We start from the raw sequence: 26,378 nt of genomic DNA, 5'->3' as shown, positions 1-26,378 counted from the left end.
ATTAATATAAGGTGCAGAGAGTTATTTTTTTTGTAATTCTTTAAATTGTTGCTCTATATCATAAGCAGAAGTACTTGTGTAATCATTCTTTACAATTCCATTTTCATCTACTATTACTAAACGAGAAAACTCACTAGTTAAGAAATTAAAAGCTTTACTATTTTCAGGTATCTTATATTGATACCTAATAGGTACATTCTTTGTAAATTTACCTTTAACTCTAGAATTAACTAGTATAAAATTAATTTCTGGATATTTTTTAATAAAATAATTAACTCTTGAGGCTATTCTTTCTCGTGAATTAACTTTTTGACTTTTAAAGAAAATAACCGTTTTTTTATTTCTTATAATTTTTGAAACATCTACCCAGTTACCTGTTGGAGCCTCTAATTTAAAATCTGGAATTCTTTTATCAATTTTTATCTGTTTGATATCATTAATAAGACGTTGAATTTTTTTCTTATTTTCTATATCTCTACTTAATTCAAAGTATCTATGAAATACATCTTTATATGAATTACTTTTAGTTCTTTTATTAAAATGATAAACTACAGTACTATATAAAAATCTATCTTTTATTTTCTCATCAGTTAGTTCCTGATTAATATTATTTAATAGACTTTTTACAAAGATTTGAGATTTCTCATCTGAACCTTTTAAATAAGCTTCATTATAAATTTTGTTAATTACATACCTATAATAAGGACCATAAAACATTAAAGAATCTCTACCTAATTCTATTTTATCTCTATAGCTAAAATAATTACTATCTAATGGCTCTTCATTTTCAATATTATCTATTGAATATGTTTCTAAATTTGAATAAACAGGATATGTTAATGATATATTTAATATATCTAAAAATTCTAAAGGTTCTTCGCTATGTTCTTTTTTATATTTTTTTAGAATACTTTGTTTACTTAGTAATAAGGAATCAATTTTTGAAATAAATTTGAATTTCTCAAGCTTTTTGTTATCAAATAACCTTCTTTTATCTTCTTCATGTTTCAAAAAAGTTTCTATTAAAAGATTATTTCTTTCAGCATTTTTACCACTAAAAACTAAAGACTCATCAAAATCCCATGTATTCAATCTAAAAAGTAAACTATCAGAAGGTTGAATATACACATATTGATATTCAGGTCCATGATCAAAAATATATAATCCTTCTTTAAAATTTTCATACTTACCCATAAAAGTATTGTCTTTAGAAAGCATAATGGTATCTCTAAAGTTTTTGTGATCAGATAAAATAACATAACAACCTTTTGGATTTATAATTTTACCTCCAAAATAAGTGTACTTAGTTTTATTTGGAGTATTACAACCAATAATTGTTGTTAAAAGTAAGAAGGGAATTAAATATTTTGTCATACTGTTTTATGTGTATGCATTAAAGCAACATCCAAAAATAAATATCAATTAAGAATAACCTTGTTAATTCGTTGTTAAAAGAATTTAAAATTTTCCAAATTTATAATCTTAAAATTTTCTATCCAAATTCTTTTAAACTCTTTATATTTTATACTTTTGCACCGGAATTTAAAATTTTATAAATGTTATCAGTTTCTAATTTATCAGTTCAGTTTGGTAAAAGAATTTTATTTGATGAGGTAAATACAAAATTTACTCAAGGTAATTGTTATGGTATTATTGGAGCAAATGGAGCAGGAAAATCTACTTTTTTGAAGATTTTATCTGGAGATTTAGATCCTACTTCAGGGCAAGTTCATCTAGAAGCAGGAAAAAGAATGTCTGTTCTTTCTCAAAACCATTACGCCTTTGATGAAGTACCAGTTTTAGAAGCTGTTATTATGGGAAATAAAGACTTATTTGCCATAAAAAAGGAAATTGATGCATTATATGCCGATTATACTGATGAAAATGCTGAGAAAATAGGTGAACTTCAAGTAAAATTTGAAGAAATGAATGGTTGGAATGCAGATTCTGATGCAGCTTCAATGCTATCTAACTTAGGTATTAAAGAAGAATACCATTATTCTTTAATGAAAGATTTAGATGGTAAACAAAAAGTACGTGTGTTATTAGCACAAGCTTTATTTGGTAGTCCTGATGTATTGATAATGGATGAGCCTACCAATGATTTAGATTTTGAAACTATTTCTTGGTTAGAAAACTTCTTAGCGAATTATGACAATACAGTTATTGTTGTGTCGCATGACCGTCACTTTTTAGATGCTGTATGTACGCACATTTCAGATATTGATTTTTCAAAAATTAATCATTTCTCTGGTAATTATACTTTTTGGTACGAATCTAGTCAATTAGCGGCTAAGCAAAGAGCACAACAAAACAAAAAGGCTGAAGATAAAAAGAAAGAGTTAGAGGAGTTTATTCGTCGTTTTTCTGCAAACGTAGCTAAATCAAAACAAGCTACTTCTCGTAAAAAGATGATTGAAAAACTTAATGTAGAAGATATTAAACCTTCAAGTCGTAGATATCCTGCCATTATTTTTGAAAGAGACAGAGAGGCTGGTGATCAAATTTTAAACATTGAGGGGCTTTCTAAAACTGATGCTGAAGGAGAATTATTATTTTCTAATATAGATATTAACTTAAATAGAGGTGACAAAGTAGCTATAATATCTAAAAACTCTAAAGCAACAACTGCATTCTATCAAGCCATCACAGATAATGATAAGGCTGATAATGGTAAATGTAGCTGGGGAGTTACTACCACACAATCATATCTTCCTTCTGATAACTCTGCATTTTTTCAAAATGGTGAATTAAATTTAGTTGACTGGTTACGTCAATATGCAAAAACTGAAGAAGAAAGAGAAGAAGTTTTTTTAAGAGGTTTTTTAGGGAAAATGATTTTCTCTGGTGAAGAAGCCTTAAAGAAAAGCAATGTTCTATCTGGAGGTGAAAAAGTACGTTGCATGTTATCTAGAATGATGATGACTAGAGCGAATATTTTACTAGTTGACGAACCAACAAATCACCTCGATTTAGAATCTATACAATCATTAAACAACTCGTTAATCAACTTTAAAGGAACAATATTGTTTACAACACATGATCATGAGTTTGCACAAACAGTAGCTAATAGAATTATAGAAATAACACCAAAAGGGGTTATTGATAAATACGCTACTTTTGATGAATACTTAAGTGATCCAAAAGTAAAAGAACTAAGAACTAAAATGTATTCTTAAACTTGTAGAATACATAAATAAGCTCTTAAATATATATAGAAACTTCTCCTTACAATTAAATTGTAGGGAGTTTTTTTATTTTCAACACACTATCTTTTCTTATTTCTAATTATTGTTGATATATTTATATTTAATATTTCTACTATCTTTCCATAAAATTAATACAGATTAATGAATTGGCAACAAGCTTTATCAGATTATGTAAGTTACCTAAAAATTGAACGTGGTTTAGCTAAAAACTCCATTGAAAGTTATCAAAGAGATATAAAAAAACTTATTTTATTTATTGACTTATTAAAAGAACACTACTCCCCTATTTACATTTCTTCTAACATAATCAAAGAATTTATTTATGATGTTAGTAAAACTATAAATGCTAGAAGTCAGGCTAGATTAATATCAAGCCTTAGAGGTTTTTTTGATTATTTAGTTTTTGAAGATTATAGAAAAGACAATCCTACTGATTTAATTGAAAGCCCAAACATAGGGAGAAAGCTTCCCGACACTATTTCAAAAGATGAAGTAGATTCTATTATTTCTGCTATAGATTTAAGTCATCCTCAAGGAGAACGAAATAAAACTATAATTGAAACAATTTATAGTTGTGGTCTTCGTGTTAGTGAAGTTATTAATTTACAATTGTCGGATTTATTTTTTGAAGAAAATTACATTAGAATTTTAGGAAAAGGTAATAAATATCGTTTTGTACCTATACATAATACTACTATAAAAAGAATAGAACTTTACATCAATGAAATACGTTCAAGCATACTCCCTAAAAAAGAAGATGAGGACATCATTTTTTTAAACAGACGTGGAAAACGATTAACTCGTCAAATGATATTTATAATTTTAAAAAATTTAGCTACTAAAATAAACCTTAAAAAGAAAATAGGCCCACATACCTTACGCCATTCATTTGCTACTTATTTACTACAAAATGGAGCAGATTTAAGAGTTATACAACAACTATTGGGGCATGAAAGTATTACTACTACAGAAATTTATGTACATGTTGATAGAGAATATCTAAAAGAAGTGGTTACCCTACATCATCCAAGAAGTAATTTAAATACTAAAGAGTAAGGAAAAATAAGAGCATAAAAAAAGGCAAGCTACCTACATCACACTGCTCAACCTAATACCCTTGCTGCGTTCCCGCCCTGGGGGATTCAAAGGGAGCTAGTTGTGTAGGACTTGCCGAGGCAAATCTACATCCTTTTTTTTATAAAAAATAATAAAATTTGCATAAAATTTATGTAACATTTCTAAGGTTTTGAATACTAATGAATTGTTACTATACTTTTTTACTTTTAAAACACATAGTATTAAAGTGTATAAGAAAATAATATATTTGTATAACTAACTAAATTCACACAATGGAAAATCAAGCAAACAGTAAAAGTATTATCATCAACAATGGTTTAATTCTAGGAGCATCTAGTGTTTTATTAAGTTTAACTATGTATGCCTTAGGAAAACATTTAAATCCACACTGGTCACTATCTATAGTTTCTATGCTTATAACCATTACATTAATTGTTTTAGGGATAAAAAAATATAGAGCTATCAACAACGACCTAATTACATGGGGACAGTCTGTAAAGATCGGTGTTGGTATAACTGTATTAGCAGCATTAGTAAGTGTTATTTATAACTATATTTTTGTTTCTTTCATTGAACCTGATTTTATGACTCAAATGATGGAAGTTCAAAATCAAAAAATGTTAGACGGAGGAATGTCTGAGGAGCAAATTGAAGCTGCGAATGAAATGAGTCAAAAACTTAGTTCTCCTTTAATTGGTGCAGCTATGGGAATCATAGGTTCAGCTGTTCTTGGATTTATAATTTCTGCAATAGCAGGAGCTATAATGAAAAAAACAGAAGAAAACGAATATTAATACTTGTTAATTTTTAAATACAAATTAACAGTTATTGTGAGTAATAAATTGCTACTTACTTTGTAACTTTACAACTTAATAAATTTTGTATTTAAAAAGCATGAATATATCGGTAGTAATACCACTTCTTAACGAAGAAGAGTCTTTACAAGAATTACATGATTGGATTGCAAACACCATGCAATCCAATCAATTTTTGTATGAAATTATTTTTATTGATGATGGAAGTACTGATACATCTTGGAAAGTAATTGAAGAGTTATCATTAAAAAATAAATCTGTTAAAGGAATTCGTTTTCAACGAAACTACGGAAAATCACAAGCATTAGACGCTGGTTTTAATATAGCGCAAGGTGAAGTTGTAATTACAATGGACGCTGACTTACAAGATAGTCCTGATGAGATCCCTGGCTTATACAACTTAATTACCAATGAAAAATATGATTTAGTTTCTGGCTGGAAAAAGAAACGTTATGATAATATTATAACCAAAAACATTCCTTCAAAATTATTTAATTGGGCTGCTCGTAAAACCTCAGGCTTAAAACTTCATGATTTTAATTGTGGCCTAAAAGCTTACAAAAATGAAGTTGTAAAAACGGTTAAAGTTAGTGGTGAAATGCATCGATACATTCCTGTTTTAGCAAAAAATGAAGGTTTTTCTAATATTGGTGAAAAAGTAGTTCAACATCAGGCAAGAAAATATGGAGTTACAAAATTTGGAATAGATCGTTTTGTTAACGGTTTTTTAGATTTGATTACTATCTCTTTTCTTTCTAAATTTGGAAAAAGACCTATGCATTTCTTTGGCCTATGGGGTACATTAATGTTTTTATTTGGTTTTTTATCTGCTTTTTTCATTGGAGCTATGAAATTATATAGAGTTTCTGCTGGTATAAAAACAATTTTAGTCACAAGTAATCCTTGGTTTTATATTGCTTTAACATCTATGGTTTTAGGTACCTTATTATTTTTAGCAGGTTTCCTTGGTGAACTTATTATAAAAAGTGGTGAACATCAAAAACATTATACGATAAAAGAACAGCTAAATCTTTAAAGTTGTAGCTTTGTAAACTTTTTAAATTTATCTATGGAAGATATAATAAATAAAGCCAAAATGTGGCTTTCTGAGATTTTCGATGCAGAAACAAGACAAGAAATTCAAGAATTAATAACTACTAATTCTGAAGATTTATCTGATCGTTTTTATAAAAACTTAGAGTTTGGAACTGGAGGAATGCGAGGAATTGTTGGTGCCGGCACAAATAGAATTAATAAATATACCTTAGGTAAAGCTACCCAAGGGTTAAGTAATTATTTACATAAAACTACTTCTAAAAAAGAATTAAAGGTAGCAATTGGGTATGACTGTAGGCATGATAGTAAATGGTTAGCAAAAGTTGTTGCTGATGTATTATCTGCTAATAATATACAGGTTTTCATTTTTGAAGACTTACGCCCTACTCCAGAATTATCTTTTGCTGTAAATCATTTAGGATGTGATGTAGGAATTGTACTTACTGCTTCTCATAATCCACCTGAATACAATGGTTATAAAGTATATTGGACCGATGGTGGCCAAATAGTGCCTCCTCAAGATCACGGAATCATTGACAATGTTAATTCATTAAATTATTCTGACATTAATTTTAATGCGAAAGAAAATTTAATAACTACAATAGGAAAAGAAGTTGACGAAGCTTTTTGGCAAGCCTCATTACAAAATGGTACTTTTAATGTAAAAGGAAGAAAAGATTTAAAAATAGTTTTTACTTCTTTACATGGTACTTCTATTAAATTAATCCCTGAAGTTTTAAAAAGAGCTGGATACACGCAGGTCCATATTGTTGAAGAACAGGCTGAACCAGATGGAAGCTTTCCTACTGTTAAATCACCTAACCCAGAAGAGCCAGAAGCTTTACAGTTAGCTGTAAATTTAGCTAACAAAATAGATGCTGATATTGTTTTAGGTACCGATCCAGATTCTGATAGAATTGGTATAGCTGTTCGTTATTTAGAAGGGAACATGAAATTACTAAATGGTAATCAAACCATGAGTGTAATGACTGATTTTTTAATCAATGATTGGAAAAAACAAGGTAAATTAAATGGAAAACAATTTGTAGGTTCTACAATTGTATCAACAAATTTAGTTAATGAAATTGCTGATAGTTATGGTGTTGAAACCAAAGTTGGGTTAACTGGTTTTAAATGGATTGCAAAAATGATTAAAGATCACCCTAATCAAGAATTTATTGGTGGTGGTGAAGAAAGTTTTGGTTACATGGTAGGTGATTTTGTTAGAGATAAAGATGCAGTAACCTCCGCCCTACTTGCATGTGAAATTGCCAGTGAAGCAAAAAATAATGGTAGCTCATTTTATAATGAATTACTTCAACTTTACACTAAACATCATTTTTATAAAGAACATTTAATTTCTTTAGTTAAAAAAGGAATGGATGGTGCTCAGCAAATCAAACAAATGATGGTTGATTTACGCAACAACCCATTAACTGAAATAGATGGAGTACAAGTAAAATATTTATTTGACTATCATACTTCAATACAGAAAAACATAATTACTGGTGAAGAAACTAAAATTGAGATACCTAAGTCAAATGTTTTAATCTATGAAACCATAGATGGTTCAAAAATTGCCGCTAGACCAAGTGGAACTGAACCTAAAATTAAATTTTACATTAGTGTAAAAATAGGTTTATCTAAAATTGAAGATGCGAAAAACACAGAAGCTACTTTAGATGAAAAAATTAAACGAATTATTAAAGATTTAAAGTTATAGATGAATATAACTATTGTACATTATAATATTATTCCTGTAACTCATTATGGAGGTACTGAAAGGGTTATCTGGTATCTAGGTAAAGAACTTAGCTTATTAGGGCATAATGTAACCTATTTAGTAGAAAAAGGTTCTCAATGTAATTTTGCTACAATAAAAAATATTGATCATAGTGTAAATATTTGGGCTCAAATTCCTGAAAACACTGATGTTATTCATTTTCAACATCAACCAGGAGATATTGAAAGGGCAAAACATCCTTATGTTGTTACTATGCATGGTAATGCAAACAAAGATGCTTTTATTGATAATAATACAGTTTTTGTTTCAAAAAACCATGCTGAAAGATATAGTGCAAGTACGTATGTTTATAATGGATTGGATTGGGACGATTATCTAAATCCTACTTTCTCTAAAGAAAATTATTTTCATTTTTTAGCTAAAGCAGCTTGGAGAATAAAAAATGTAAAAGGAGCAATAAACGTTGTAAAAAAAGCTAAGAATGAACATTTAAAAGTTTTGGGCGGTGATCGTTTCAACTTTAAAATGGGAATGCGATTTACTCTTACTCCTAAAGCTTCATTTTATGGAATGGTAGGTGGTAAAGAAAAAAATCAACTACTTAATAAATCTAAAGGATTAATATTCCCTGTTCTTTGGCATGAACCTTTTGGTTTAGCTATTATTGAAAGTTTATATTATGGTTGCCCAGTTTTTGCAACTCCTTACGGATCTTTAAATGAGTTAATAAATAAGGATGTAGGATACCTTTCTAATAATCGTAAAGAACTAACTCATGCTATTAAAAATATTGGTAATTATTCTCAAAAGAGTTGTAATGAGTATGCTATTGAGAATTTTAATGCCAAAAAAATGGCTTTATCATATATAGAAGTATATCATAAAGTAGCTAATGGTAATCTTTTACATACTCAAAAACCAAAAATAAAAAATATTCAAACCAAAAAGTTTTTAGATTGGTTTGAATAATTAGTTAACTATATATGAATGATTTAAAAAAAGTCATACGATTTATTTTCCCTTATAAAAGACTTCTAATATTAAATATTATCTGCAATGTCTTTTATGCTCTTTTTAGTACATTAAGTTTTGTTGCTTTTATACCAATGTTGGATATTTTATTTAAAAGTAATAAAAGAGTCTATGTTAAACCTGTATATGAAGGATTAACAAATAATTTTAAATTATATTTAGAAAACAGTTTAAATTATTTTGTTACGCAACAAATCGAAAATGGTAATAATGGTGAAATTGTTGTTTTAGGGTACGTGTGTATAATAATAATTTTTCTTTTTCTTTTAAAAAATATTGCAAACTATGCTTCTTTATACTTCATGGCTATTATTAGAAATGGTGTAATTAAAGACATGAGAAATGAAGTTTATTTAAAAGTAATTAGCTTACCTATTTCTTTTTTTACTGAAAAAAGAAAAGGTGATGTGATGTCTAGAATAACAAATGATGTAGGAGAAGTTCAATGGTCATTTTTAAGTGTTTTAGAAATGCTTGTTAAACAACCTTTAATTATTATTTTCACTTTATCAATGATGTTTGCGATAAGTCCTCAACTAACATTATTTATTTTTATTTTCATTCCTTTATCAGGGTTAATAATTGCCTTCATTGGTAAAAAACTAAGAGCTTCTTCTGATCAAGTGCAAAGAGAAAACGGTCAGTTTTTATCACATGTTGAAGAAACATTATCTGGTTTAAAAATAATAAAAGGATTTGTTGCTGAATCTATTTTTAAAAATAGGTTTTTTAAAACTTCTGATAAAATTTTTAAACATTCAAATAAATTAATGTTTAGACAAAATTTGGCGACTCCACTTAGTGAAGTATTGGGTATTACTGTTATAGTTGTAGTTTTATGGTATGGAGGTAAAATGGTATTAATAGATAAGTCAATGACAGGTGGAACTTTTATTGGATTCATGGCTTTAGCTTATAATATTTTAACTCCTGCAAAAAACATATCAAATGCTATGTACAGCATTAAAAGAGCCGGAGCTTCAATAGATAGAATATTAGAAATATTAAATAAGAAAAATCCAATAACTGATAAAAAAGATGCAATCACTAAGGATGATTTCAATTCTGAAATTAAAATTGACAATATTTCCTTTAAATATAAAAATGATTATGTTTTAAAAGATTTTTCTTTAACTATTCCTAAAGGAAAAACTGTAGCTTTAGTTGGACAATCAGGAAGTGGAAAATCTACTTTAACAAATATTATTCCTCGTTTTTATGACATTGATAAAGGAAGTATTACTGTAGATGGCTTAAACATTAAAGATGTCACAAAAAATTCTTTACGTAGTTTAATAGGTATCGTTACTCAAGATTCAATATTATTCAATGACAGCGTTGCAAATAACATCTCTTTAGGTAGCCCAGATGCAACTCCAGAAGAAATACAAAAAGCTTCAAAAATTGCCAACGCTCACGAGTTTATAAAAGATTTACCCGAGCAATATAACACCAATATTGGTGATGGAGGTGGTAACTTATCTGGTGGTCAAAAGCAACGTTTATCAATAGCTAGGGCGGTTTTGAAAAACCCTCCAATAATGATTTTAGATGAAGCTACTTCTGCTTTAGATACAGAGTCAGAAAAGTTAGTACAAGATGATCTAGATAATATGATGAAAAACAGAACTTCTATTGTTGTTGCTCACAGATTATCTACTATTCAAAACGCTGATTTAATAGTGGTGATGAAAAAAGGTAAAATAATGGAGCAAGGAAATCATGAGGAATTGCTAGCTAAAAAAGGTGAATACTTTAAATTAATAACCATGCAATCATTTCAGTAAAATGGGATTTCTTAAAAATATTAAGCGTCAAAAATTTTATTATTATATAACAAATATTTTTAGATACATAACTCCAAATTTTATTTTTAGATTTCAATTAAATAAATGGTTGAAAGTTGAAAATGATGAACTAAAAAAGCGTTTAGAATATTACATATCTCCCTCAGTTACTTCTTCTACTAATAAAAACGAATGGACATCATTAAAAGATTTTAAACTTCCTAAAAAAGGGAGTTTATATTTTTTTGATTTGGTAAAGTTTACAAAGTATTTTTCAGTAAAAAATAAAATAAAATTTAAATTCGGAGATGTTACTGAGAATTTTGATCAACCAACAATTGTTAAAAGTCGTCCTATAAATCATAATGGTAATTCTGTTTTAATGAAATTGGATTCTTTAAGACACTTTCATTTTATTACTGATAATAAGCAGTTTCATGAAAAAAATGATGTGGTTGTTTGGAGAGGTGAAATTCATAAAGAAAACAGACGGTTATTAGTTGAGAAATTCCATAATCATTCATTATGTAACATTGGAGAAGTTAGTAAGAATGAACATTATCCTTTAGCATGGAAAAAAGAGTATTTAAGTATAAACCAGCAATTAGATTATAAATTCATTTTATCTATAGAAGGTATTGATGTTGCTACAAACTTAAAGTGGATTATGTCTTCTAATTCACTTTGCTTCATGCCTACTCCCATATTTGAAACTTGGTATATGGAAGGTAAATTAATACCTAACCATCATTATGTACATATTAAAGATGATTATTCTGATCTCTTAGAAAAAAGAGATTATTATCTAAATAATGTAAATGAAGCTTTAAATATTATAAAAAATGCAAATGATTGGGTAAAAAAATTTGAAAACCCTACTTCAGAAAAACAACTTTCTTTATTAGTTTTAAATAATTATTTTAAACAAACTAGCTAGAATTAGATTAATTCTAGCCCTAGTTTTTTACCTTTTTCGATCATAAACTCATAACAAGCTTCATATTCATTAGGTATTTCACCTTCTAAAATAGCTTCTTTTATAGCTTCTTTTATTTGACCAATCTCTCTACACGGTTTTAAATTAAAGGTTTTCATAATCTCTTCTCCTGTTATTGGAGGTTGAAAATTACGAACTCTATCTCGTTCTTCAACTTCTTTTATTTTTTTACGAACAATTTCAAAATTTTTATGATAACGTTTAAATTTTTTTGGGTTTTTCGTTGTTATATCTGCCTCACAAAGAGTCATTAAACTATCAACATCTTCTCCTGAATCAAAAACTAAACGACGAACAGCTGAATCTGTTACTTCAGAGGCAAGTACTATAGGCCTTGAGCTTAATAACACCATTTTTTGCACAAATTTCATTTTGTTGTTTAATGGCATTCTCAAGCGCTTAAATAATTTATACACCATCTTTGAACCAACAAATTCATGAGAATGAAATGTCCAACCTATTCTCGGATGATATTTTTTTGTAGGAGCTTTTCCTATATCATGCAATAAAGCTGCCCAACGCAACCAAACGTCATTCGTTTTTAATGAAATATTGTCCACCACTTCTAATGTGTGATAAAAATTATCTTTATGCTTCTGTCCTTCCACTTCCTCAACCCCTTTAAGATCAATTAATTCAGGAATAATACGCTTAAGTAATTTCGTTTTTTCTAATAATAAAAAACCAATAGATGGTTTATACGATTCTAGAATTTTATTTAACTCCACTATAATTCTTTCACGAGTAATAATATCTATTCTGTCAGCGTTATTTGTAATCGCATCTAACGACTTTTCTTCTATTTTAAATCCTAATTGACTTGCAAACCTAACCGCCCTCATCATTCTTAATGGATCATCTGAATACGTAATATCAGGACTTAATGGTGTTTTAATTATTTTATTTTGTAAATCATCTATTCCATTAAAAGGATCTAATAACAATCCAAAACTATCTTCATTTAAACTTAATGCTAAGGCATTTATTGTAAAATCTCTTCTATTTTGATCATCTACTAAAGTACCTTTCGATATTGTTGGATTCCTACTTTCTTCAGTGTATGATTCTTTTCTTGCTCCAACGAACTCAATTTCTACATCTTGAAATCGTAACATAGCAGTTCCGTAGGTTTTAAAAACCTGAACTTTTGGTTTAGTAGGCAATAAAGATGCTACTTTTTCTGCTAATTCAATACCACTACCAATAGCTACAATATCAATATCTTTAGCTGTTCCTCTTTGTAAAATATGGTCACGAACAAACCCACCAATTACATAACTTTCTAATCCTAACTCCTTAGCAGCTTTTGATATATAATGAAATATTTCGGCAGAAATTGCCTCTTTATAGTATTGTTTTTGCATAAAATTATTCTCTTATTACAATTACATTACCTTAATCGATTTATTATAATAGGTACTTTTACTGTAATCTTAATTAATGCAAATCTACTATTTATATAGTAAATTTAAATCTAAATTTTATGATTTGTATTAAGAGTTAAGCTTTAAACTTAGAAAATACGTATTTTTACAAACTGTTTAACTGAACAAAGAACAAAATGCTTGTTATTTTCAATAACGAGAAAACTATTTAATTTTCTTAAATGACTAAATTCAATATTCCTTACGGGAGACACAATATAGAACAAGACGATATTGATTCTGTTGTAAAAACATTACAATCGGATCTATTAACCCAAGGTCCAAAAGTAGAAGAATTTGAGCATAAATTTGCCAAATATGTAGGTGCTAAATATGCTGTTGCTATGTGTAATGCTACAGCTGGACTTCACCTTGCTGTATTGTCTTTAAATTTAAAAAAAGGTGATCGTATAATTACTACCCCAATAACTTTTGCTTCTTCTGCAAATTGTGCAAGATTTGTTGATGCTGAAGTTTGGTTTGCTGATATTAATCCTGAAACGTATTTAATTGATATAGACAAAACCAGAGAATTATTAAAATCTAAACCTAAAGGTTTTTTTAAAGGAATTATTCCTGTAAACTTTGGGGGATTACCTGTTAATTTAGAAGATTTCAAAAAATTAGCTGATGAATATGATTTATGGATTATTGAAGATTCATGTCATTCACCTGGTGGTAACTTTACTAATTCTAAAAAGCAAGATCAATACTGTGGAAATGGAAACTACGCAGATATATCTGTATTTTCTTTTCACCCAGTTAAGCATATTGCTTGTGGTGAAGGAGGAATGATTACGACTAACTCTAAAGAAATCTATGATAGGGTCATGTTACTTCGTACACATGGAATTACTAAAAATAATATGAAAGAGAATCATGGTAATTGGTATTATGAAATGCAAACTTTAGGGTTTAATTATAGACTGACAGATATCCATGCGTCTTTGGGAATTACACAATTAGCAAAAAATGATAAAAGAATAATAAAACGAAATCAAATTGCTAATAAATATATAAAAGCCTTCAATGGAAAAGTGAAATTTCAGCATACTCCTTCAGGCTATTTAAATGCTTATCATTTATTTGTTGTTGAAGTAAAAAAAAGGAAAAAATTTTTCGAGTTTTTAGTAAAAGAAGGAATAGTTCCTCAAATACACTACATACCTCTTCATACACTTCCATATTATAAAAGTATAGGCTATGAAAACGCAGATTTAAAAAATGCTGAGAATTATTATAAAAACTGTTTTAGTCTACCAATGTATCCTAGCTTAAGCGATGAAGAACAAAATCATGTAATTAAAAAAGTATTAGAATTCGTAAATAAAGAGTATTAACCTTTGACTAAAAAAAAACTAATATTAGGTACTGTTCAATTTGGATTAAATTATGGTGTAAACAACACCAAAGGAAAACCATCATCAGAAAATATTAAAAATATTTTAGATACTGCTTATAATAATGGTATATATTTATTAGATACTGCTGAGGCTTATGGTGATTCTCAAGAGAAGATTGGAGAGTACCATCTAAATTCTTCTAATAAATTTGAAATAATCACTAAGTTTAGTGCTACTGTTAAAAACTTACCTTTTAATATTACGGAACGCATTAAAAAAAATATAGCAACTTTACAAGTAAACAATTTATACTGCTATATGTTTCATTCTTTTAAAGATTTTGACTCCTATTTTAAACCTTTCCAAAAAGATTTATCTTCTCTAAAAAAAGAAGGAATTATAAAAAAAATAGGGGTTTCATTATATACAAATGAAGAGTTTGAAAAAGTTTTAGAATTTGATGATATAGATTTAATTCAATTACCCTTTAATTTGTTAGATAACACAACAAAAAGAGGCGAAATTTTAAGTAAAGCTGTAAAAAAAGGGATAGAAATTCATACAAGATCTGTTTTTTTACAAGGTTTGTTTTTTAAAAAAACAACTGATTTAAGTGGTAATTTAAAGCCATTAAACAAAAATTTTGATAAACTACATAATCTTTGTTCAGATAATTATAAGATGAATGACTTAGCATTAAACTATGTACATAGCCAAGAAAAAATTGACAAAGTTTTAATTGGTGTTGATACAGTTGATCAATTATTAGATAATTTATCTTCAATTAAAAAAGAAATCTCAAGCGACAGAATTGAAGAAATAAACAATATTAATGTAGAACAAAATGAATTGCTGAATCCTTCAAATTGGAAATTATGAAAATAGTTATTATAACGCAAGCTAGAACTGGTTCAACAAGGCTACCTAACAAAGTTTTAAAAAAAATAGCAAATAAAACATTGTTAGAAATTCATCTAGAAAGAATATTACAAAGTAAATTAGCTACACATATTATTGTTGCAACAACCAATAAAATAGAAGACAATTTAATTGAAGAAGAGTCAAAAAAAAAGAATGTAATTTGTTCAAGAGGGTCTGAAGACGATGTGTTAGATCGTTTTTATCAAGCTGTAAAAAAATTGAACCCAGACTATATTGTCCGTGTAACTTCTGATTGTCCTCTACTCGACCCTCAATTAATAGATACAGTTATAAAAACTACAATAGATAAGAAGGTTGATTATTGTTCTAATGTTCAAGAAGAAACTTTCCCTGATGGGCAGGATATTGAAGTTTTCACTTATAAAGCATTAGAACTAGCATGGAAAAATGCTAAATTAATATCCGAAAGAGAACATGTTACTCCTTATATAAGAAATAACTCTTCTTTTTTTAATCAAGAACTATTTACTGCTTATAATTATTCCTCAAGCCATTTAAAATATAAAAATGTTAGAATGACTGTAGATGAACCTAAAGACTATGAAGTTGTTAGTAGCTTAATCAACTCTTTAGGAATTGATAAAGGTTGGAAAGAATATGCAGAATTATATTTAAATGATACTAACATATCTGATTTAAACAGTACCATTAATAGAAATGAAGGGTATAAAAAATCATTAAAAAAAGATTAAAATGAATACAGGTCAAAATTTATACAAAAAAGCTAAGAAATTAATCCCTGGGGGTACTATGTTACTTTCTAAAAGGCCAGAAATGTTCTTACCGGAAAAATGGCCTTCTTATTATTCTAAAGCCAAAGGTTGTAATGTATGGGATTTAGATAATAATAAATATACTGATGTTTCAATTATGGGTATTGGAACAAATATTTTAGGGTATGGTAATAAAGAAATAGATGAAGTTGTTTCTAATGTAGTTAAAACTGGAAACATGTCTACTTTTAATTGTCCTGAAGAAGTTTATTTAGCTGAAAAGCTTATTGAAATGAACCCTTGGGCTGATATGGTACGTTTTGCACGTTCAGGAGGAGAAGCTAATGCTATTGCAATTAGAATTGCTCGTGCTGCTAGTGGTAAAGACAAAGTTGCTATATGTGGTTATCATGGATGGCATGATTGGTATTTATCTACAAATTTAGGAAATGATGAAGGTTTAGATCAACATTTATTACCTGGATTAGATCCTGCCGGTGTTCCAAATCATTTAAAAGGAAGTACTTTACCTTTTTTATACAATAACTACGAAGAGCTTGAAAACTTGGTAAAAAACCATGATATAGGAGTTATTAAAATGGAAGTACAACGTAATCATGCACCAAAAGAAGGTTACCTTCAAAAGGTACGGAAACTAGCTACCGACCATAATATTGTTCTAATTTTTGATGAATGCACTTCAGGATTTAGAGAAACTTATGGTCCTATTTTCAAAAAATATGGAGTTGAACCTGATATGACTGTCTTTGGTAAAACAATAGCTAATGGATATGCATTAACTGCTGTAGTGGGTAAAAGAGAAGTAATGGAAGCCGCACAAAATACGTTTATCAGTTCTACTTTTTGGACAGAAAGAATAGGTCCTGCTGCTGCTTTAAAAACATTAGAGATTATGGAAAAAGAACAGCCTTGGGACTATATTACTGAAATGGGAAACTATATAAAAGAGCAATGGAATAGTATAGCTTCTAACAATGATTTAGAAATAAATACTTTTGGTATACCAGCCTTAGCTGGGTTTTCTTTTACTTCTAAAGATACTTTAAAATATAAAACTTTTATTACGCAAGAATTATTAAAAAAAGGATACTTAGCTTCAACTGTTTTGTACAGTTGTACTGCGCATACTAAACCTGTTATAAATGCATACTTAGATGAATTAAATACTGTTTTTCAAACCATTGAAAAATGTGAGAAAGGAGCTTTAAAAATTGACAACTTATTAGAAAGTCCAATTTGTCATGGTGGTTTTAAAAGGTTAAATTAAAAATGAATCAAAAAAAACTTCTTTTTAGAGCTGATGGTAACTCAATAATTGGGTTAGGTCATTTATATCGACTTTTTGCCTTAGTTGAACTTTATAAAGAGAAAAATGATTTTATCTTTATAACTAAAGAGAGTTCTACTTTAAAAGTAATTCCTAAAGACTATTCAATTGAAACCATTTCTAATACTATTGATTTAATTGAAGAACCATATATTTTGTCAACAAAATACTCTCCTAAAGAATATATAGTTATAATAGATGGGTATCAATTTACATCTGAATATCAAAGAAAATTAAAATCATTAGGATATATTATTATATATATTGATGATTTAATTACAAATCATCAATATGCAGATGTAGTTATAAATCACTCTGAAGGCATAGAATCTAAGAAATATATTACTGAAAACTATACTGAATTAGCTTTAGGTACTAAATATGCTATATTAAGACCTTCTTTTTTAGAAGCAACAAAAAATAAAAGAATTATTAATACCATAAATACCGTTTTTGTATGTTTTGGAGGTGCTGATATGTATGATTTAAGCTATAAAGCTACAAAGGCGTTATTAAAATTTAATAAATTAAAAGAAATACATGTTTTATTAGGTGGTGCCTATAAGCATAATCAAATATTTAATTTACAAAAGAAGCATTCAAATATTCATATTTACCAAAACTTACAAGAAAAAGAAATTATATTAATAATGGAGAAGTGTAATTTAGCTATTGCTCCAGCAAGTACAACTTTATATGAATTATGTGCTATTCAAATGCCAATTTTATCAGGTTATTTTGTAGATAATCAATTAAATATTTATAATTCATTTACTAATAAAAAAGCGGTATATCCTGGAGGAGATTTTTCAAAATATGAAGAAGAAAACTTTTTTAAAGCTATTGAAAAAATTCTTAAAACTAATGATTATAATTCTTCCTTAAAAATTCAACAAAAATTATTTGACAGTAAAATTAGTAACCGCTTTTTTGAATTATTAAACTATGTTCAAATATCAACTAGAAAAGCTTCAAAAGATGATAAGCTAAATGTTTATAATTGGTCAAATGATCCATTAGTAAGAAAAAACTCTTATAATTCTAATCCTATAACTTTAGAAAATCATGAAAAATGGTTCGAATCTAAAATAAATGATAAGAATAACATCTTCCATATTATAGAATACAACTCCTCTCCTGCTGGTATGGTTCGATATGAAGTTAAAGAAGAATACACAGTTGTAGGAATTACAATAGCAAAAAAATATAGAGGGAAAAAACTAGCTCATTTATTTTTAAAAAAATCGGCTAAAGAGTACTTCAAAGTATTAAAAAAACCTATTCTTGCTCACATAAAAAAAGAAAATATTGCTTCCGTTAAATCTTTTGAAAAATCTGGTTATAAATCTTATAAAGAAGAACAATATAACGGAATAAATAGTTTTATATATAAATTAGAAAAAAATGATTCCATCAGATAAATGTTTTATAATTGCTGAATTATCAGCAAACCATAATGGTAGTAAAGAAATTGCAATAGAAACTATTAGAGCAGCTAAAAGAACTGGTGCAGATGCTATTAAGTTTCAAACTTATACAGCAGATACAATTACTTTAAATTCTAAAAAAGATGATTTCAAATTAAAACAAGGAACCATTTGGGACGGAATGTTTTTACATGATTTATATAAACAAGCCTATACTCCATGGGAATGGTTTGAAGATCTATACAAAGTTGCTAGAGAAGAAGGTTTGATAGTCTTTTCGTCTCCTTTTGATAAAACAGCAGTTGATTTATTAGAGTCTTTAGATAATCCTATTTATAAAATTGCTTCTTTTGAAATTACTGATATTCCATTAATTGAATATTGTGCAAAAACAATGAAGCCTATCATTATTTCAACTGGAATAGCAACAGATGAAGATATTGAACTAGCTGTTAAAACATGTAGAGATGTTGGAAATAATGATATTACCTTATTAAAATGTACATCATCTTATCCAGCTCCTATTGAAGAAGCTAATCTTGTAATGATTAAAAATTTAAAAAAACGTTTTAATGTAAAATCTGGGCTTTCTGATCATACAATGGGTATTGTTACTCCTGTAGTTGCTGTAACTTTAGGTGCTACGGTTATTGAAAAACATTTTATTTTAAACAAAGAAATTGGAGGTCCTGATGCTTCATTTTCTTTAGATGAAACAGAGTTTACTCAAATGGTAAGTGCTGTTAGAGCTGCTGAAAAAGCTAGTGGAAAAATAAGTTACCAATTAACAGAAAAAATGAAAAATGGTAGAGAGTTTTCTCGTTCATTATATATTTGTAAAGATGTTAAAAAGGGAGAATTTATTTCTGAAGAAAACGTAAGGTCTATTCGACCTGGTTTTGGACTACATCCAAAATACTATAATGATATTTTAGGAAAAAAACTTTTATTCGATCTTGAAAAGGGAACTCCTTTAGATCTAAACCATATAGAAAAAAACTAAGCTCTTAAAGTTATTACCGAACCATCTTTTCCTATTTTTAAAATAGTAGATGGTTTGGTATCCTTTTGTTTCTCATATAAATGGCTAACTATAAAATCAGTTTTTAGTTTAACCTCTTCAGAAATATCTTTGAAAACTTTAGGTGTATTTTCTCCACTAATATTAGCTGAAGTAGATACAATTGGTTTACCAAATTGACTAATTAACTTATGGCAAAATTCATCTTTTACAATTCTTATAGCTACTGAGTTATCTTCTTTGTTAATTATCTTCTCTGAAATTCCTTTTGAATCCTGATAAATTATAGTTGTTGGTTTTGTAGAATTTTTTATAATTTTTATAACTTCCTCAGGAACAAAAACATACTCTTTTAACATTTCTAAAGAATTGACAAGTACTATTAAACTCTTAGATTCTTTTCTTTTTTTTATTTTATAAATTTCACTTACTGCTTTGTCATTTGTTGCATCACAACCTAACCCCCAAACAGTATCAGTTGGATATAAAATAGTTTTTCCTTCTAAAAGAATTTCACTTACTTTATTAATATATGTGTACTCTATATTTGTTTCCAATCTTTCTTTATTGAGTTTGCTATTTTAACATCTATTCTATCACTAACTGAAACTACTTCATTTCCAAGTAAATTTGCATATAAACCTGTTGATGAAACATAATTATATATCGTAATGTTTTTATTAAAGAACAACAACTCTTCTAAAATTACATTACTACCTAACTCTTTAAATTCTATATCACTATTTTTAGAAAATACATTCTTTATTTCTAAAATTTCTGCTTGATTTTTAATTCTTAATTGCTCAGGATGAAATTTAAAAAACACCTTAGTTTGATTAGTAATTATTAAATGTTTAATAATTATTTCTAATAATTTTATGCTTTCCTCTTGAGAAACCATATTATAAGGAACAATAGCATCAAAAACTAATATTATACAAGTACCAAACAAGTCTTTATCTTCATAATTTGGTTTAGTATAAGAGGCTTGTAAAACTTTTTTTTCTTTACAGTTTTTGAATGCTTTATCATTAATACAAAAAGCTTTTTTAAACTTCTTATTTGTATAATCTAGCATTCTCATTCTTTTACGTAACCCTGTTCTTCTTAAAAGGACATGTGATGCTATTTTAAATTTACTGTCTTTATAATTATACGCTAACAATCCTTCTTCTATATAATTATAAGATTTACAATTATCAATACTAAGGATTAAGTGTATTAATTTTTCTCTTGATTGAGGAATATAAAATTCAAAATCAAAATTTAAAATTTCTGACCACTTTATTTTTATACCATCTTCTGATTCTTTTAAAATTGGATCATAAGTAGGTATTTCATATAAAGTTACCCCCTCAATTGGTCTAGGTAATTTATAATTTCTATAAGTCAAAAAAACTAAGTCTTCTTTTTTTAATTTTAATTGACTTATTACCATTTCAGAAACTAAAAAAGTTATGTGACTATGTATCCAAAAAACATGTTTCATATAAACTATTAATTAAATCCATTTTTACATCTTACAACCCCATTTTTAACAACATCTAAATATTTACTATAATTAATATTTTCATTACCTCTGTCATTAAACTTATGGTGTAAATGAAAGCAAATAGCAACCATTTTTAGTTGTCGTTGTTTTATCCCTAGATTTGTTAGTCTAGCTGCAAGTTCAATATCTTCATGTCCCCACCCATCCATATCATTATCGTAACCATTCACAGCTATAAAATCTTTTTTCCAAAAAGCAAAATTACATCCTTTTACGTTATTCGATTTAAATTTATCCTTTCTAAAAATAGGAGCAAAAAGTGGCATCCTAGTAGCATTAATTGTATTTTTTACATACTTTACTTCTTCTTTTAAAACAAAAATCTGGTTATTTAATATGTTTTCTGTTCTGTCTTTTAATATTAAAGCTCGACTTCCTTTAATAAAGAATCCCTTTTTAGCATTTTTTATATGATCTTGTATAAAGTGTTTTTCTAATAATATATCTCCATCTATTTGAACAATATAATCAGAAGAAGAGGAAGCTACAGCTTTGTTCATTATTATAGTCTTTCGAAACCCTTTATCCTCATGCCATAGGTGCTTAATTGGAATAGTTAATTTTTCTTTCCATTCTTCTATTACTTTTTTGGTATCTTCAGTAGATCCATCGTCCGCTATTAATATTTCATTTGGTAGTACTGTTTGATTATGTACTGTACTTAAAACCATATGAAGCGCTTTAGGCCAATTATATGTTGAAATCAATAACGCTATATCCATTTTCTATAAATACTTATTAATTCCTTTTTCACAAAACTTAACTCCATCAGTTTTTGTGCTTTCAAATACTGCTAAATTCTCTCCTAAAAATTCTTTTTCGTTAATTGGATGATCTATATGAAAAATAACACCACCAAGTTTTAAAAACCTTTTCTCTACTCCTGAATTCAAAAGGCGAGCAACAAATTCCTTGTCTTCAGGCCCCCAACCATAAAACGATTCATTATACCCATTAACTTTAATGGCATCTGCTCTCCAAAATGCCATATTACATCCATGAATTTCCCATCTTTCATCCCCATTAACTTTATAGTTTTTTTCGAAATATTTCCAAACCAATGGAAATCTAAATGAACTAAAAAAATTACTTACTCCTTTGGCGAAAATATTTATTGAAGCATCTTTAGTATCTAACTTTTTTTTTGAAAGTTCAGTATCTAAATAAATTCTACTTGCTCTTACGAATGTATTTCTTTTTGCAAACCTATTATGATCTTTAATGAAGTAAGGATGCATTATTACATCTCCATCAATTTGTACTATATAATCTCCTGTAGCTTTAGCTATTGCTTTATTTCTAATTTCAGCTAATCGAAAACCTTTATCTTCATGCCAAACATGAATAAAAGGGACTTTAATTCTTCGTTTATATTCTTCTATTAAAACTCTAGTTTCTTCTTTTGAACCATCATCAGCTATTAATATTTCATCAGGTAACTCCTTTTGTAATAATACACTATTTAAAGTAAGTGTTAACGCTTCTGGCCAATTATAAGTAGCTATTATTAAAGACGTTTTAAAATTTGTTTTCATAGATTAATTTAACCTTATTACCAACAAATATACTATATATAGATTATAGCTCTTTATATATTGCTTTAATTTTCTTTGCTATAATTTCGTCATTAAATTGTTGTACAAAATCAAACCCTTTATTCACCATCTCTTCCTTTTTATTTTTTGATTTTAATAATAATTCTATAGCTTCTATCATTTCCTTTATATTATAAGGATCAACATATAAAGAGTTTGGTCCACCTGCTTCTGGAAACACTCCCTCTTTTGATGTTATAACTGGCGTTTTTGAAAATAAAGCCTCTATTATAGGAATACCGAATCCTTCAAAAATACTTGGATAAATAAAAACTTCGGCTAATTGATATACTGTAGATAGTTCTTTTAACGTTAATCCTTCTAGAAAATAGATTTTGTTTTCTAAATTATTTTTCTGAATATAATTTTCAATTTGAGTGTAATATTTTGTTTTTCTTCCTACAATAACTAAAGGAATATCAATTTCTTTTACAGCTTTTACAATACTCAACGCATTTTTTCTTTCTTCAATTGTTCCTACATTTAATAAAAAGGTATCAGGTATCTTATATTTATCAAGAAACTCTTTTTTTTCTATAACACTTCTTTCCTCTTTAAAAACGTTGTTACAGCCTTGATAGACAACTTCAATTTTTGACGGATCAATTTTTAAAAAAGTAATAATATCTTTTTTAGTTTGCTCGCTAATCGCAATTACTTTATTGGCATTTTTCGCAGCATATTTAAACTTTTTAAAATGAATTTTTCTATCAAAAAATGAATATAATTTAGGATAACGCATAAATATTAAATCATGAATTGTTACTACCGATTTAATTTTATTTTTTGTTAATCCTCTTGGTATTTCCCCAGATAAGCCATGAAACACATCTACTCCATCACTTTTAATTTGTTTTAATACAGCTGTTTGACGCCATAAAGAAGAATACTTTTTCCAGAATTTTGTATTTGGTAAAACCTCATGCATTGATTGAGTTAGTTCTAATCTATATACTTTTTTTGGCTTTGGGTTGTATAAATAATAAGTACTCTTAGGATAAAATTTTGCTAAAATTCTTATCAAATCTCTGCTATAATTCCCTAAACCAGTAGTATTATGAAAAACACGTTTAGCATCAAACCCTATCTTCATTTATTTATTATTTAATAGTGTTAATTCTTTATATCTTTTTGCAACTCCATACGCCATTAAGTATGAAAATATAATTCCCTCTTTCCCATCTAAAAAGCCTAATTTAAAAATGTAATGAATTAAAAATCTAATAAAAGGCTTTATATATAAATGGAATATTGTTACTTTTTTTTCTTTAGCAAATAACTCCTGTGCTCTAAGTTTTGCATAATAATTCATTTTTTTCTTAAAGTGTGTATAATCTTTGTACGTATAATGATTTAATCTACCTACTAAATTTTCTAATTTCCCTGTTGTTTTTATTGTTTCATGTACAATTCCTTCGTAAAAACAATATTTTTTGTTAAAAAGACGAACTATTTTACTAGAATAGCCTCCAAACTGAAGTCTTTTATTCTCAACGTAGCTGTTTCTTCTTATATAAAAGCCTACATAGTTTAACTCCTTAGAAAATATCTCTTTAATTTCTTTGCTCAACTCATCTGTAACTTCCTCATCAGCATCAACAATCAAAACCCAATCGTTTGAAGCTTTTTGTATTGCATAATTTTTTTGTGATGAAAAATCATCAAACTTCCTTTGAAGTAAAGTTACATTGTTCTTTTTAACAATGGTAACTGTTTTATCTGAACTATATGAATCAATTACAATAATTTCATCTGCAAAAAAAACAGAATCCAACGCTCTTTGAATGTTGGATTCTTCATTTAATGTAGGTATTATTACTGTTAATTTGGTCAATTATCTATTTTTTGTCAAATATATTATTTTAAAAACTTAGATATAGCATATATATTTCCCAAATACTGAAATTTATTTCTAAACTGCAACATCATACTCACGTAAAGCATCATTTAATGATGTTTTTTTATTAGTACTTTCTTTACGTTTACCTATAATTAATGCACAAGGTACTTGATATTCACCAGCTGCAAACTTTTTAGTATAACTTCCAGGAATTACAACAGAACGAGCAGGAACTACACCTTTCATTTCAATTGGCTCATTTCCTGTAACATCGATAATTTTTGTGCTCATTGTTAATACAACATTGGCTCCTAAAACAGCTTCTTTTTCTACTTTTACACCTTCAACTACAATACAGCGAGATCCTATAAAAGCACCATCTTCAATAATTACTGGTGCAGCTTGTAAAGGCTCTAAAACACCACCTATACCAACTCCTCCTGATAAATGAACATTTTTACCTATTTGTGCACATGAACCAACAGTTGCCCATGTATCTACCATTGTTCCTTCATCAACATAAGCACCAATATTTACATAACTTGGCATTAAGATTGTTCCTGAAGAAATATATGCTCCATGACGAGCTACTGCATTAGGAACAACTCTAATTCCTCTTTCTTTATAATTTCTCTTTAATGGAATTTTATCATGATATTCAAAAATACCTGCTTCTAATGTTTCCATTTTTTGAATAGGGAAATATAATACTACAGCCTTTTTTACCCATTCATTTACTTGCCAACCATTTTCTATTGGTTCGGCTACTCTTAAATCACCTGCATCCAATAAATCAACTACTTTTCTAATAGCACTTATTGTTTCTTCTTCCTTTAATAAATCTCGGTTATCCCAAGCTTTTTCTATAATAGATTGTAACTCTGTCATCTTTAATTAATTTGCTACAAATATAATTTGTGTTCATGAATTAAGCACGAAGATACATTTTTTAAACAGATAATTTACTCTTGTTAAAAATCATTACTTTTGCCTAAAACAGAAAGTATGGGCCGTGTTTTAGCTATTGATTTTGGAAAGAAAAGAACTGGTATTGCAGTAACAGATGAGCTGCAAATTATAGCTTCTGGTTTAACTACTATTGATACTAATAATCTGATTTCTTTTTTAAAAGATTATATCACTAAAGAAACTGTTGATTTGTTTCTTGTTGGTAAACCAAAACAGTTAAATAATACTGATAGCGAAAGTGAAGTTTTAATTACTCCTTTTCTAGAGAAAATTTCGAAAGCAATCCCTAATATTCCAATAAAACGTATTGATGAACGATTTACTTCAAAAATGGCTTTTCAAACAATGATTGATAGCGGACTTAAGAAGAAGCAACGCCAAAATAAAGCTTTAGTTGATGAAATTAGTGCTACAATCATTCTTCAATCTTATTTATACAATAAATAATTTTATACAAACTCCTTTCTTTGTATTTTTGCCGACACTA

At 27.8% G+C, this 26,378-nt stretch carries 24 protein-coding genes and 1 other RNA gene; 15 read left to right on the top strand and 10 right to left on the bottom strand.

The genetic code is table 11. The features are described 5' to 3' along the window. Positions 1 to 21 precede the first annotated feature (21 nt). Positions 22 to 1,374, bottom strand: coding sequence for a hypothetical protein (locus BLV71_RS13420; RefSeq protein ID WP_093871045.1), 1,353 nt, complete (start codon positions 1,372 to 1,374; stop codon positions 22 to 24). Between the two features lie 182 nt (positions 1,375 to 1,556). Here BLV71_RS13420 and BLV71_RS13415 point away from each other — a divergent pair, with 182 nt between their 5' ends. Continuing rightward, entirely contained in the window at positions 1,557 to 3,179 is a 1,623-nt protein-coding gene (locus BLV71_RS13415) for an ABC-F family ATP-binding cassette domain-containing protein (protein ID WP_093871044.1), read from the top strand. Between the two features lie 171 nt (positions 3,180 to 3,350). Continuing rightward, positions 3,351 to 4,265 (top strand): tyrosine recombinase, encoded by a 915-nt coding sequence (locus tag BLV71_RS13410; RefSeq protein WP_093871043.1) that lies wholly within the window; start codon positions 3,351 to 3,353, stop codon positions 4,263 to 4,265. A 19-nt stretch (positions 4,266 to 4,284) separates the two neighbouring features. On the opposite strand, the gene ffs is transcribed toward BLV71_RS13410, so the two are convergent. Further along, positions 4,285 to 4,382: signal recognition particle sRNA small type (gene ffs / locus BLV71_RS13405), an RNA gene on the bottom strand. A gap of 176 nt (positions 4,383 to 4,558) precedes the next feature. On the opposite strand from ffs, the gene BLV71_RS13400 reads away from it, so the two are divergent. From BLV71_RS13400 to BLV71_RS13375, 6 genes are all read left to right on the top strand, one after another. Further along, the gene (locus BLV71_RS13400; protein ID WP_093871042.1) at positions 4,559 to 5,080 is read left to right on the top strand and encodes a DUF4199 domain-containing protein; all 522 of its coding nucleotides are present in this window, start codon (positions 4,559 to 4,561) and stop codon (positions 5,078 to 5,080) included. Between the two features lie 100 nt (positions 5,081 to 5,180). After that, positions 5,181 to 6,137, top strand: coding sequence for a glycosyltransferase family 2 protein (locus tag BLV71_RS13395; protein WP_093871041.1), 957 nt, complete (start codon positions 5,181 to 5,183; stop codon positions 6,135 to 6,137). Positions 6,138 to 6,170: 33 nt separating this feature from the next. Next, complete coding sequence (locus BLV71_RS13390) at positions 6,171 to 7,880, top strand: phospho-sugar mutase (RefSeq protein WP_093871040.1); 1,710 nt, start codon at positions 6,171 to 6,173, stop codon at positions 7,878 to 7,880. Then, positions 7,881 to 8,870 carry a glycosyltransferase gene (locus tag BLV71_RS13385; protein ID WP_093871039.1) on the top strand — a complete coding sequence of 330 codons (990 nt, stop codon included), beginning with the start codon at positions 7,881 to 7,883 and terminating at the stop codon, positions 8,868 to 8,870. A gap of 14 nt (positions 8,871 to 8,884) precedes the next feature. Continuing rightward, complete coding sequence (locus BLV71_RS13380) at positions 8,885 to 10,720, top strand: ABC transporter ATP-binding protein (RefSeq protein ID WP_093871038.1); 1,836 nt, start codon at positions 8,885 to 8,887, stop codon at positions 10,718 to 10,720. 1 nt (position 10,721) lies between these two features. Next, entirely contained in the window at positions 10,722 to 11,657 is a 936-nt protein-coding gene (locus BLV71_RS13375) for a glycosyl transferase family 90 (protein ID WP_093871037.1), read from the top strand. Between the two features lie 2 nt (positions 11,658 to 11,659). Here the strand turns inward: BLV71_RS13375 and BLV71_RS13370 are convergent, their stop codons facing one another. Continuing rightward, a complete protein-coding gene (locus BLV71_RS13370; RefSeq protein WP_093871036.1) occupies positions 11,660 to 13,081 on the bottom strand; it encodes a CCA tRNA nucleotidyltransferase in 1,422 nt (473 codons plus the stop codon). A gap of 242 nt (positions 13,082 to 13,323) precedes the next feature. Between BLV71_RS13370 and pseC the strand changes: the two genes are divergently transcribed. Genes pseC through pseI form a run of 6 tightly spaced genes read left to right on the top strand, consistent with a single transcriptional unit; the run spans position 13,324 to position 19,917 of the window. Continuing rightward, entirely contained in the window at positions 13,324 to 14,481 is a 1,158-nt protein-coding gene (pseC, locus tag BLV71_RS13365) for a UDP-4-amino-4,6-dideoxy-N-acetyl-beta-L-altrosamine transaminase (RefSeq protein ID WP_093871035.1), read from the top strand. 3 nt (positions 14,482 to 14,484) lie between these two features. After that, positions 14,485 to 15,363: an aldo/keto reductase gene (locus tag BLV71_RS13360; RefSeq protein WP_093871034.1), complete on the top strand. Its 879-nt coding sequence runs from the start codon at positions 14,485 to 14,487 to the stop codon at positions 15,361 to 15,363. Next, positions 15,360 to 16,118: a cytidylyltransferase domain-containing protein gene (locus BLV71_RS18750; RefSeq protein ID WP_218131772.1), complete on the top strand. Its 759-nt coding sequence runs from the start codon at positions 15,360 to 15,362 to the stop codon at positions 16,116 to 16,118. Before BLV71_RS13360 ends, BLV71_RS18750 begins: the two co-directional genes overlap by 4 nt. 1 nt (position 16,119) lies before the next feature. Then, entirely contained in the window at positions 16,120 to 17,427 is a 1,308-nt protein-coding gene (locus tag BLV71_RS18745) for an aminotransferase class III-fold pyridoxal phosphate-dependent enzyme (RefSeq protein WP_218131771.1), read from the top strand. Between the two features lie 2 nt (positions 17,428 to 17,429). Next, positions 17,430 to 18,908: a UDP-2,4-diacetamido-2,4,6-trideoxy-beta-L-altropyranose hydrolase gene (gene pseG / locus BLV71_RS13350; RefSeq protein WP_093871033.1), complete on the top strand. Its 1,479-nt coding sequence runs from the start codon at positions 17,430 to 17,432 to the stop codon at positions 18,906 to 18,908. Beyond that, positions 18,892 to 19,917, top strand: coding sequence for a pseudaminic acid synthase (pseI, locus tag BLV71_RS13345; RefSeq protein WP_093871032.1), 1,026 nt, complete (start codon positions 18,892 to 18,894; stop codon positions 19,915 to 19,917). The genes pseG and pseI overlap by 17 nt, the downstream gene beginning before the upstream one ends. Here pseI and BLV71_RS13340 read toward each other — a convergent pair. The 7 genes from BLV71_RS13340 to BLV71_RS13310 form a co-directional block, all read right to left on the bottom strand. Continuing rightward, positions 19,914 to 20,492 (bottom strand): L-threonylcarbamoyladenylate synthase, encoded by a 579-nt coding sequence (locus BLV71_RS13340; RefSeq protein WP_233487157.1) that lies wholly within the window; start codon positions 20,490 to 20,492, stop codon positions 19,914 to 19,916. The genes pseI and BLV71_RS13340 overlap by 4 nt on opposite strands. Beyond that, positions 20,477 to 21,424 carry a polysialyltransferase family glycosyltransferase gene (locus BLV71_RS13335; protein ID WP_093871031.1) on the bottom strand — a complete coding sequence of 316 codons (948 nt, stop codon included), beginning with the start codon at positions 21,422 to 21,424 and terminating at the stop codon, positions 20,477 to 20,479. The genes BLV71_RS13340 and BLV71_RS13335 overlap by 16 nt, the downstream gene beginning before the upstream one ends. 8 nt (positions 21,425 to 21,432) lie before the next feature. Further along, positions 21,433 to 22,209 carry a glycosyltransferase family 2 protein gene (locus BLV71_RS13330; protein ID WP_093871030.1) on the bottom strand — a complete coding sequence of 259 codons (777 nt, stop codon included), beginning with the start codon at positions 22,207 to 22,209 and terminating at the stop codon, positions 21,433 to 21,435. Positions 22,210 to 22,212: 3 nt separating this feature from the next. After that, positions 22,213 to 23,022: a glycosyltransferase family 2 protein gene (locus tag BLV71_RS13325; protein ID WP_093871029.1), complete on the bottom strand. Its 810-nt coding sequence runs from the start codon at positions 23,020 to 23,022 to the stop codon at positions 22,213 to 22,215. A gap of 43 nt (positions 23,023 to 23,065) precedes the next feature. Next, the gene (locus tag BLV71_RS13320; RefSeq protein WP_093871028.1) at positions 23,066 to 24,175 is read right to left on the bottom strand and encodes a glycosyltransferase family 4 protein; all 1,110 of its coding nucleotides are present in this window, start codon (positions 24,173 to 24,175) and stop codon (positions 23,066 to 23,068) included. Next, the gene (locus BLV71_RS13315; protein WP_093871027.1) at positions 24,176 to 24,916 is read right to left on the bottom strand and encodes a glycosyltransferase family 2 protein; all 741 of its coding nucleotides are present in this window, start codon (positions 24,914 to 24,916) and stop codon (positions 24,176 to 24,178) included. It abuts the gene before it with no gap. Positions 24,917 to 24,994: 78 nt separating this feature from the next. Further along, positions 24,995 to 25,810 carry a 2,3,4,5-tetrahydropyridine-2,6-dicarboxylate N-succinyltransferase gene (locus BLV71_RS13310; RefSeq protein WP_093871026.1) on the bottom strand — a complete coding sequence of 272 codons (816 nt, stop codon included), beginning with the start codon at positions 25,808 to 25,810 and terminating at the stop codon, positions 24,995 to 24,997. A 117-nt stretch (positions 25,811 to 25,927) separates the two neighbouring features. On the opposite strand from BLV71_RS13310, the gene ruvX reads away from it, so the two are divergent. Next, complete coding sequence (gene ruvX, locus BLV71_RS13305; RefSeq protein WP_093871025.1) at positions 25,928 to 26,338, top strand: Holliday junction resolvase RuvX; 411 nt, start codon at positions 25,928 to 25,930, stop codon at positions 26,336 to 26,338. Positions 26,339 to 26,378 lie beyond the last annotated feature (40 nt).

This window comes from Tenacibaculum sp. MAR_2010_89 (assembly GCF_900105985.1).
GTDB lineage: Bacteria > Bacteroidota > Bacteroidia > Flavobacteriales > Flavobacteriaceae > Polaribacter > Polaribacter halocynthiae.
The sequence above is the reverse complement of the archived record's forward strand: the minus strand, read 5'-3'. Positions and strand labels throughout refer to the sequence as shown.

What these genes read in the sequence shown, in the direction of transcription:
- ruvX (WP_093871025.1), top strand. Translation starts at nt 25,928, where the DNA reads ATGGGCCGTGTTTTAGCTATTGATTTTGGAAAGAAAAGAACTGGTATT.
- BLV71_RS13415 (WP_093871044.1), top strand. Translation starts at nt 1,557, where the DNA reads ATGTTATCAGTTTCTAATTTATCAGTTCAGTTTGGTAAAAGAATTTTA.
- BLV71_RS13390 (WP_093871040.1), top strand. Translation starts at nt 6,171, where the DNA reads ATGGAAGATATAATAAATAAAGCCAAAATGTGGCTTTCTGAGATTTTC.
- BLV71_RS13335 (WP_093871031.1), bottom strand. Translation starts at nt 21,424, where the DNA reads ATGAAACATGTTTTTTGGATACATAGTCACATAACTTTTTTAGTTTCT.
- BLV71_RS13400 (WP_093871042.1), top strand. Translation starts at nt 4,559, where the DNA reads ATGGAAAATCAAGCAAACAGTAAAAGTATTATCATCAACAATGGTTTA.
- BLV71_RS13370 (WP_093871036.1), bottom strand. Translation starts at nt 13,081, where the DNA reads ATGCAAAAACAATACTATAAAGAGGCAATTTCTGCCGAAATATTTCAT.
- BLV71_RS18745 (WP_218131771.1), top strand. Translation starts at nt 16,120, where the DNA reads ATGAATACAGGTCAAAATTTATACAAAAAAGCTAAGAAATTAATCCCT.
- BLV71_RS13320 (WP_093871028.1), bottom strand. Translation starts at nt 24,175, where the DNA reads ATGAAGATAGGGTTTGATGCTAAACGTGTTTTTCATAATACTACTGGT.
- BLV71_RS13395 (WP_093871041.1), top strand. Translation starts at nt 5,181, where the DNA reads ATGAATATATCGGTAGTAATACCACTTCTTAACGAAGAAGAGTCTTTA.
- pseC (WP_093871035.1), top strand. Translation starts at nt 13,324, where the DNA reads ATGACTAAATTCAATATTCCTTACGGGAGACACAATATAGAACAAGAC.
- BLV71_RS13420 (WP_093871045.1), bottom strand. Translation starts at nt 1,374, where the DNA reads ATGACAAAATATTTAATTCCCTTCTTACTTTTAACAACAATTATTGGT.
- BLV71_RS13330 (WP_093871030.1), bottom strand. Translation starts at nt 22,209, where the DNA reads ATGGATATAGCGTTATTGATTTCAACATATAATTGGCCTAAAGCGCTT.
- BLV71_RS18750 (WP_218131772.1), top strand. Translation starts at nt 15,360, where the DNA reads ATGAAAATAGTTATTATAACGCAAGCTAGAACTGGTTCAACAAGGCTA.
- BLV71_RS13325 (WP_093871029.1), bottom strand. Translation starts at nt 23,022, where the DNA reads ATGAAAACAAATTTTAAAACGTCTTTAATAATAGCTACTTATAATTGG.
- pseG (WP_093871033.1), top strand. Translation starts at nt 17,430, where the DNA reads ATGAATCAAAAAAAACTTCTTTTTAGAGCTGATGGTAACTCAATAATT.
- BLV71_RS13380 (WP_093871038.1), top strand. Translation starts at nt 8,885, where the DNA reads ATGAATGATTTAAAAAAAGTCATACGATTTATTTTCCCTTATAAAAGA.
- BLV71_RS13375 (WP_093871037.1), top strand. Translation starts at nt 10,722, where the DNA reads ATGGGATTTCTTAAAAATATTAAGCGTCAAAAATTTTATTATTATATA.
- pseI (WP_093871032.1), top strand. Translation starts at nt 18,892, where the DNA reads ATGATTCCATCAGATAAATGTTTTATAATTGCTGAATTATCAGCAAAC.
- BLV71_RS13385 (WP_093871039.1), top strand. Translation starts at nt 7,881, where the DNA reads ATGAATATAACTATTGTACATTATAATATTATTCCTGTAACTCATTAT.
- BLV71_RS13310 (WP_093871026.1), bottom strand. Translation starts at nt 25,810, where the DNA reads ATGACAGAGTTACAATCTATTATAGAAAAAGCTTGGGATAACCGAGAT.
- BLV71_RS13410 (WP_093871043.1), top strand. Translation starts at nt 3,351, where the DNA reads ATGAATTGGCAACAAGCTTTATCAGATTATGTAAGTTACCTAAAAATT.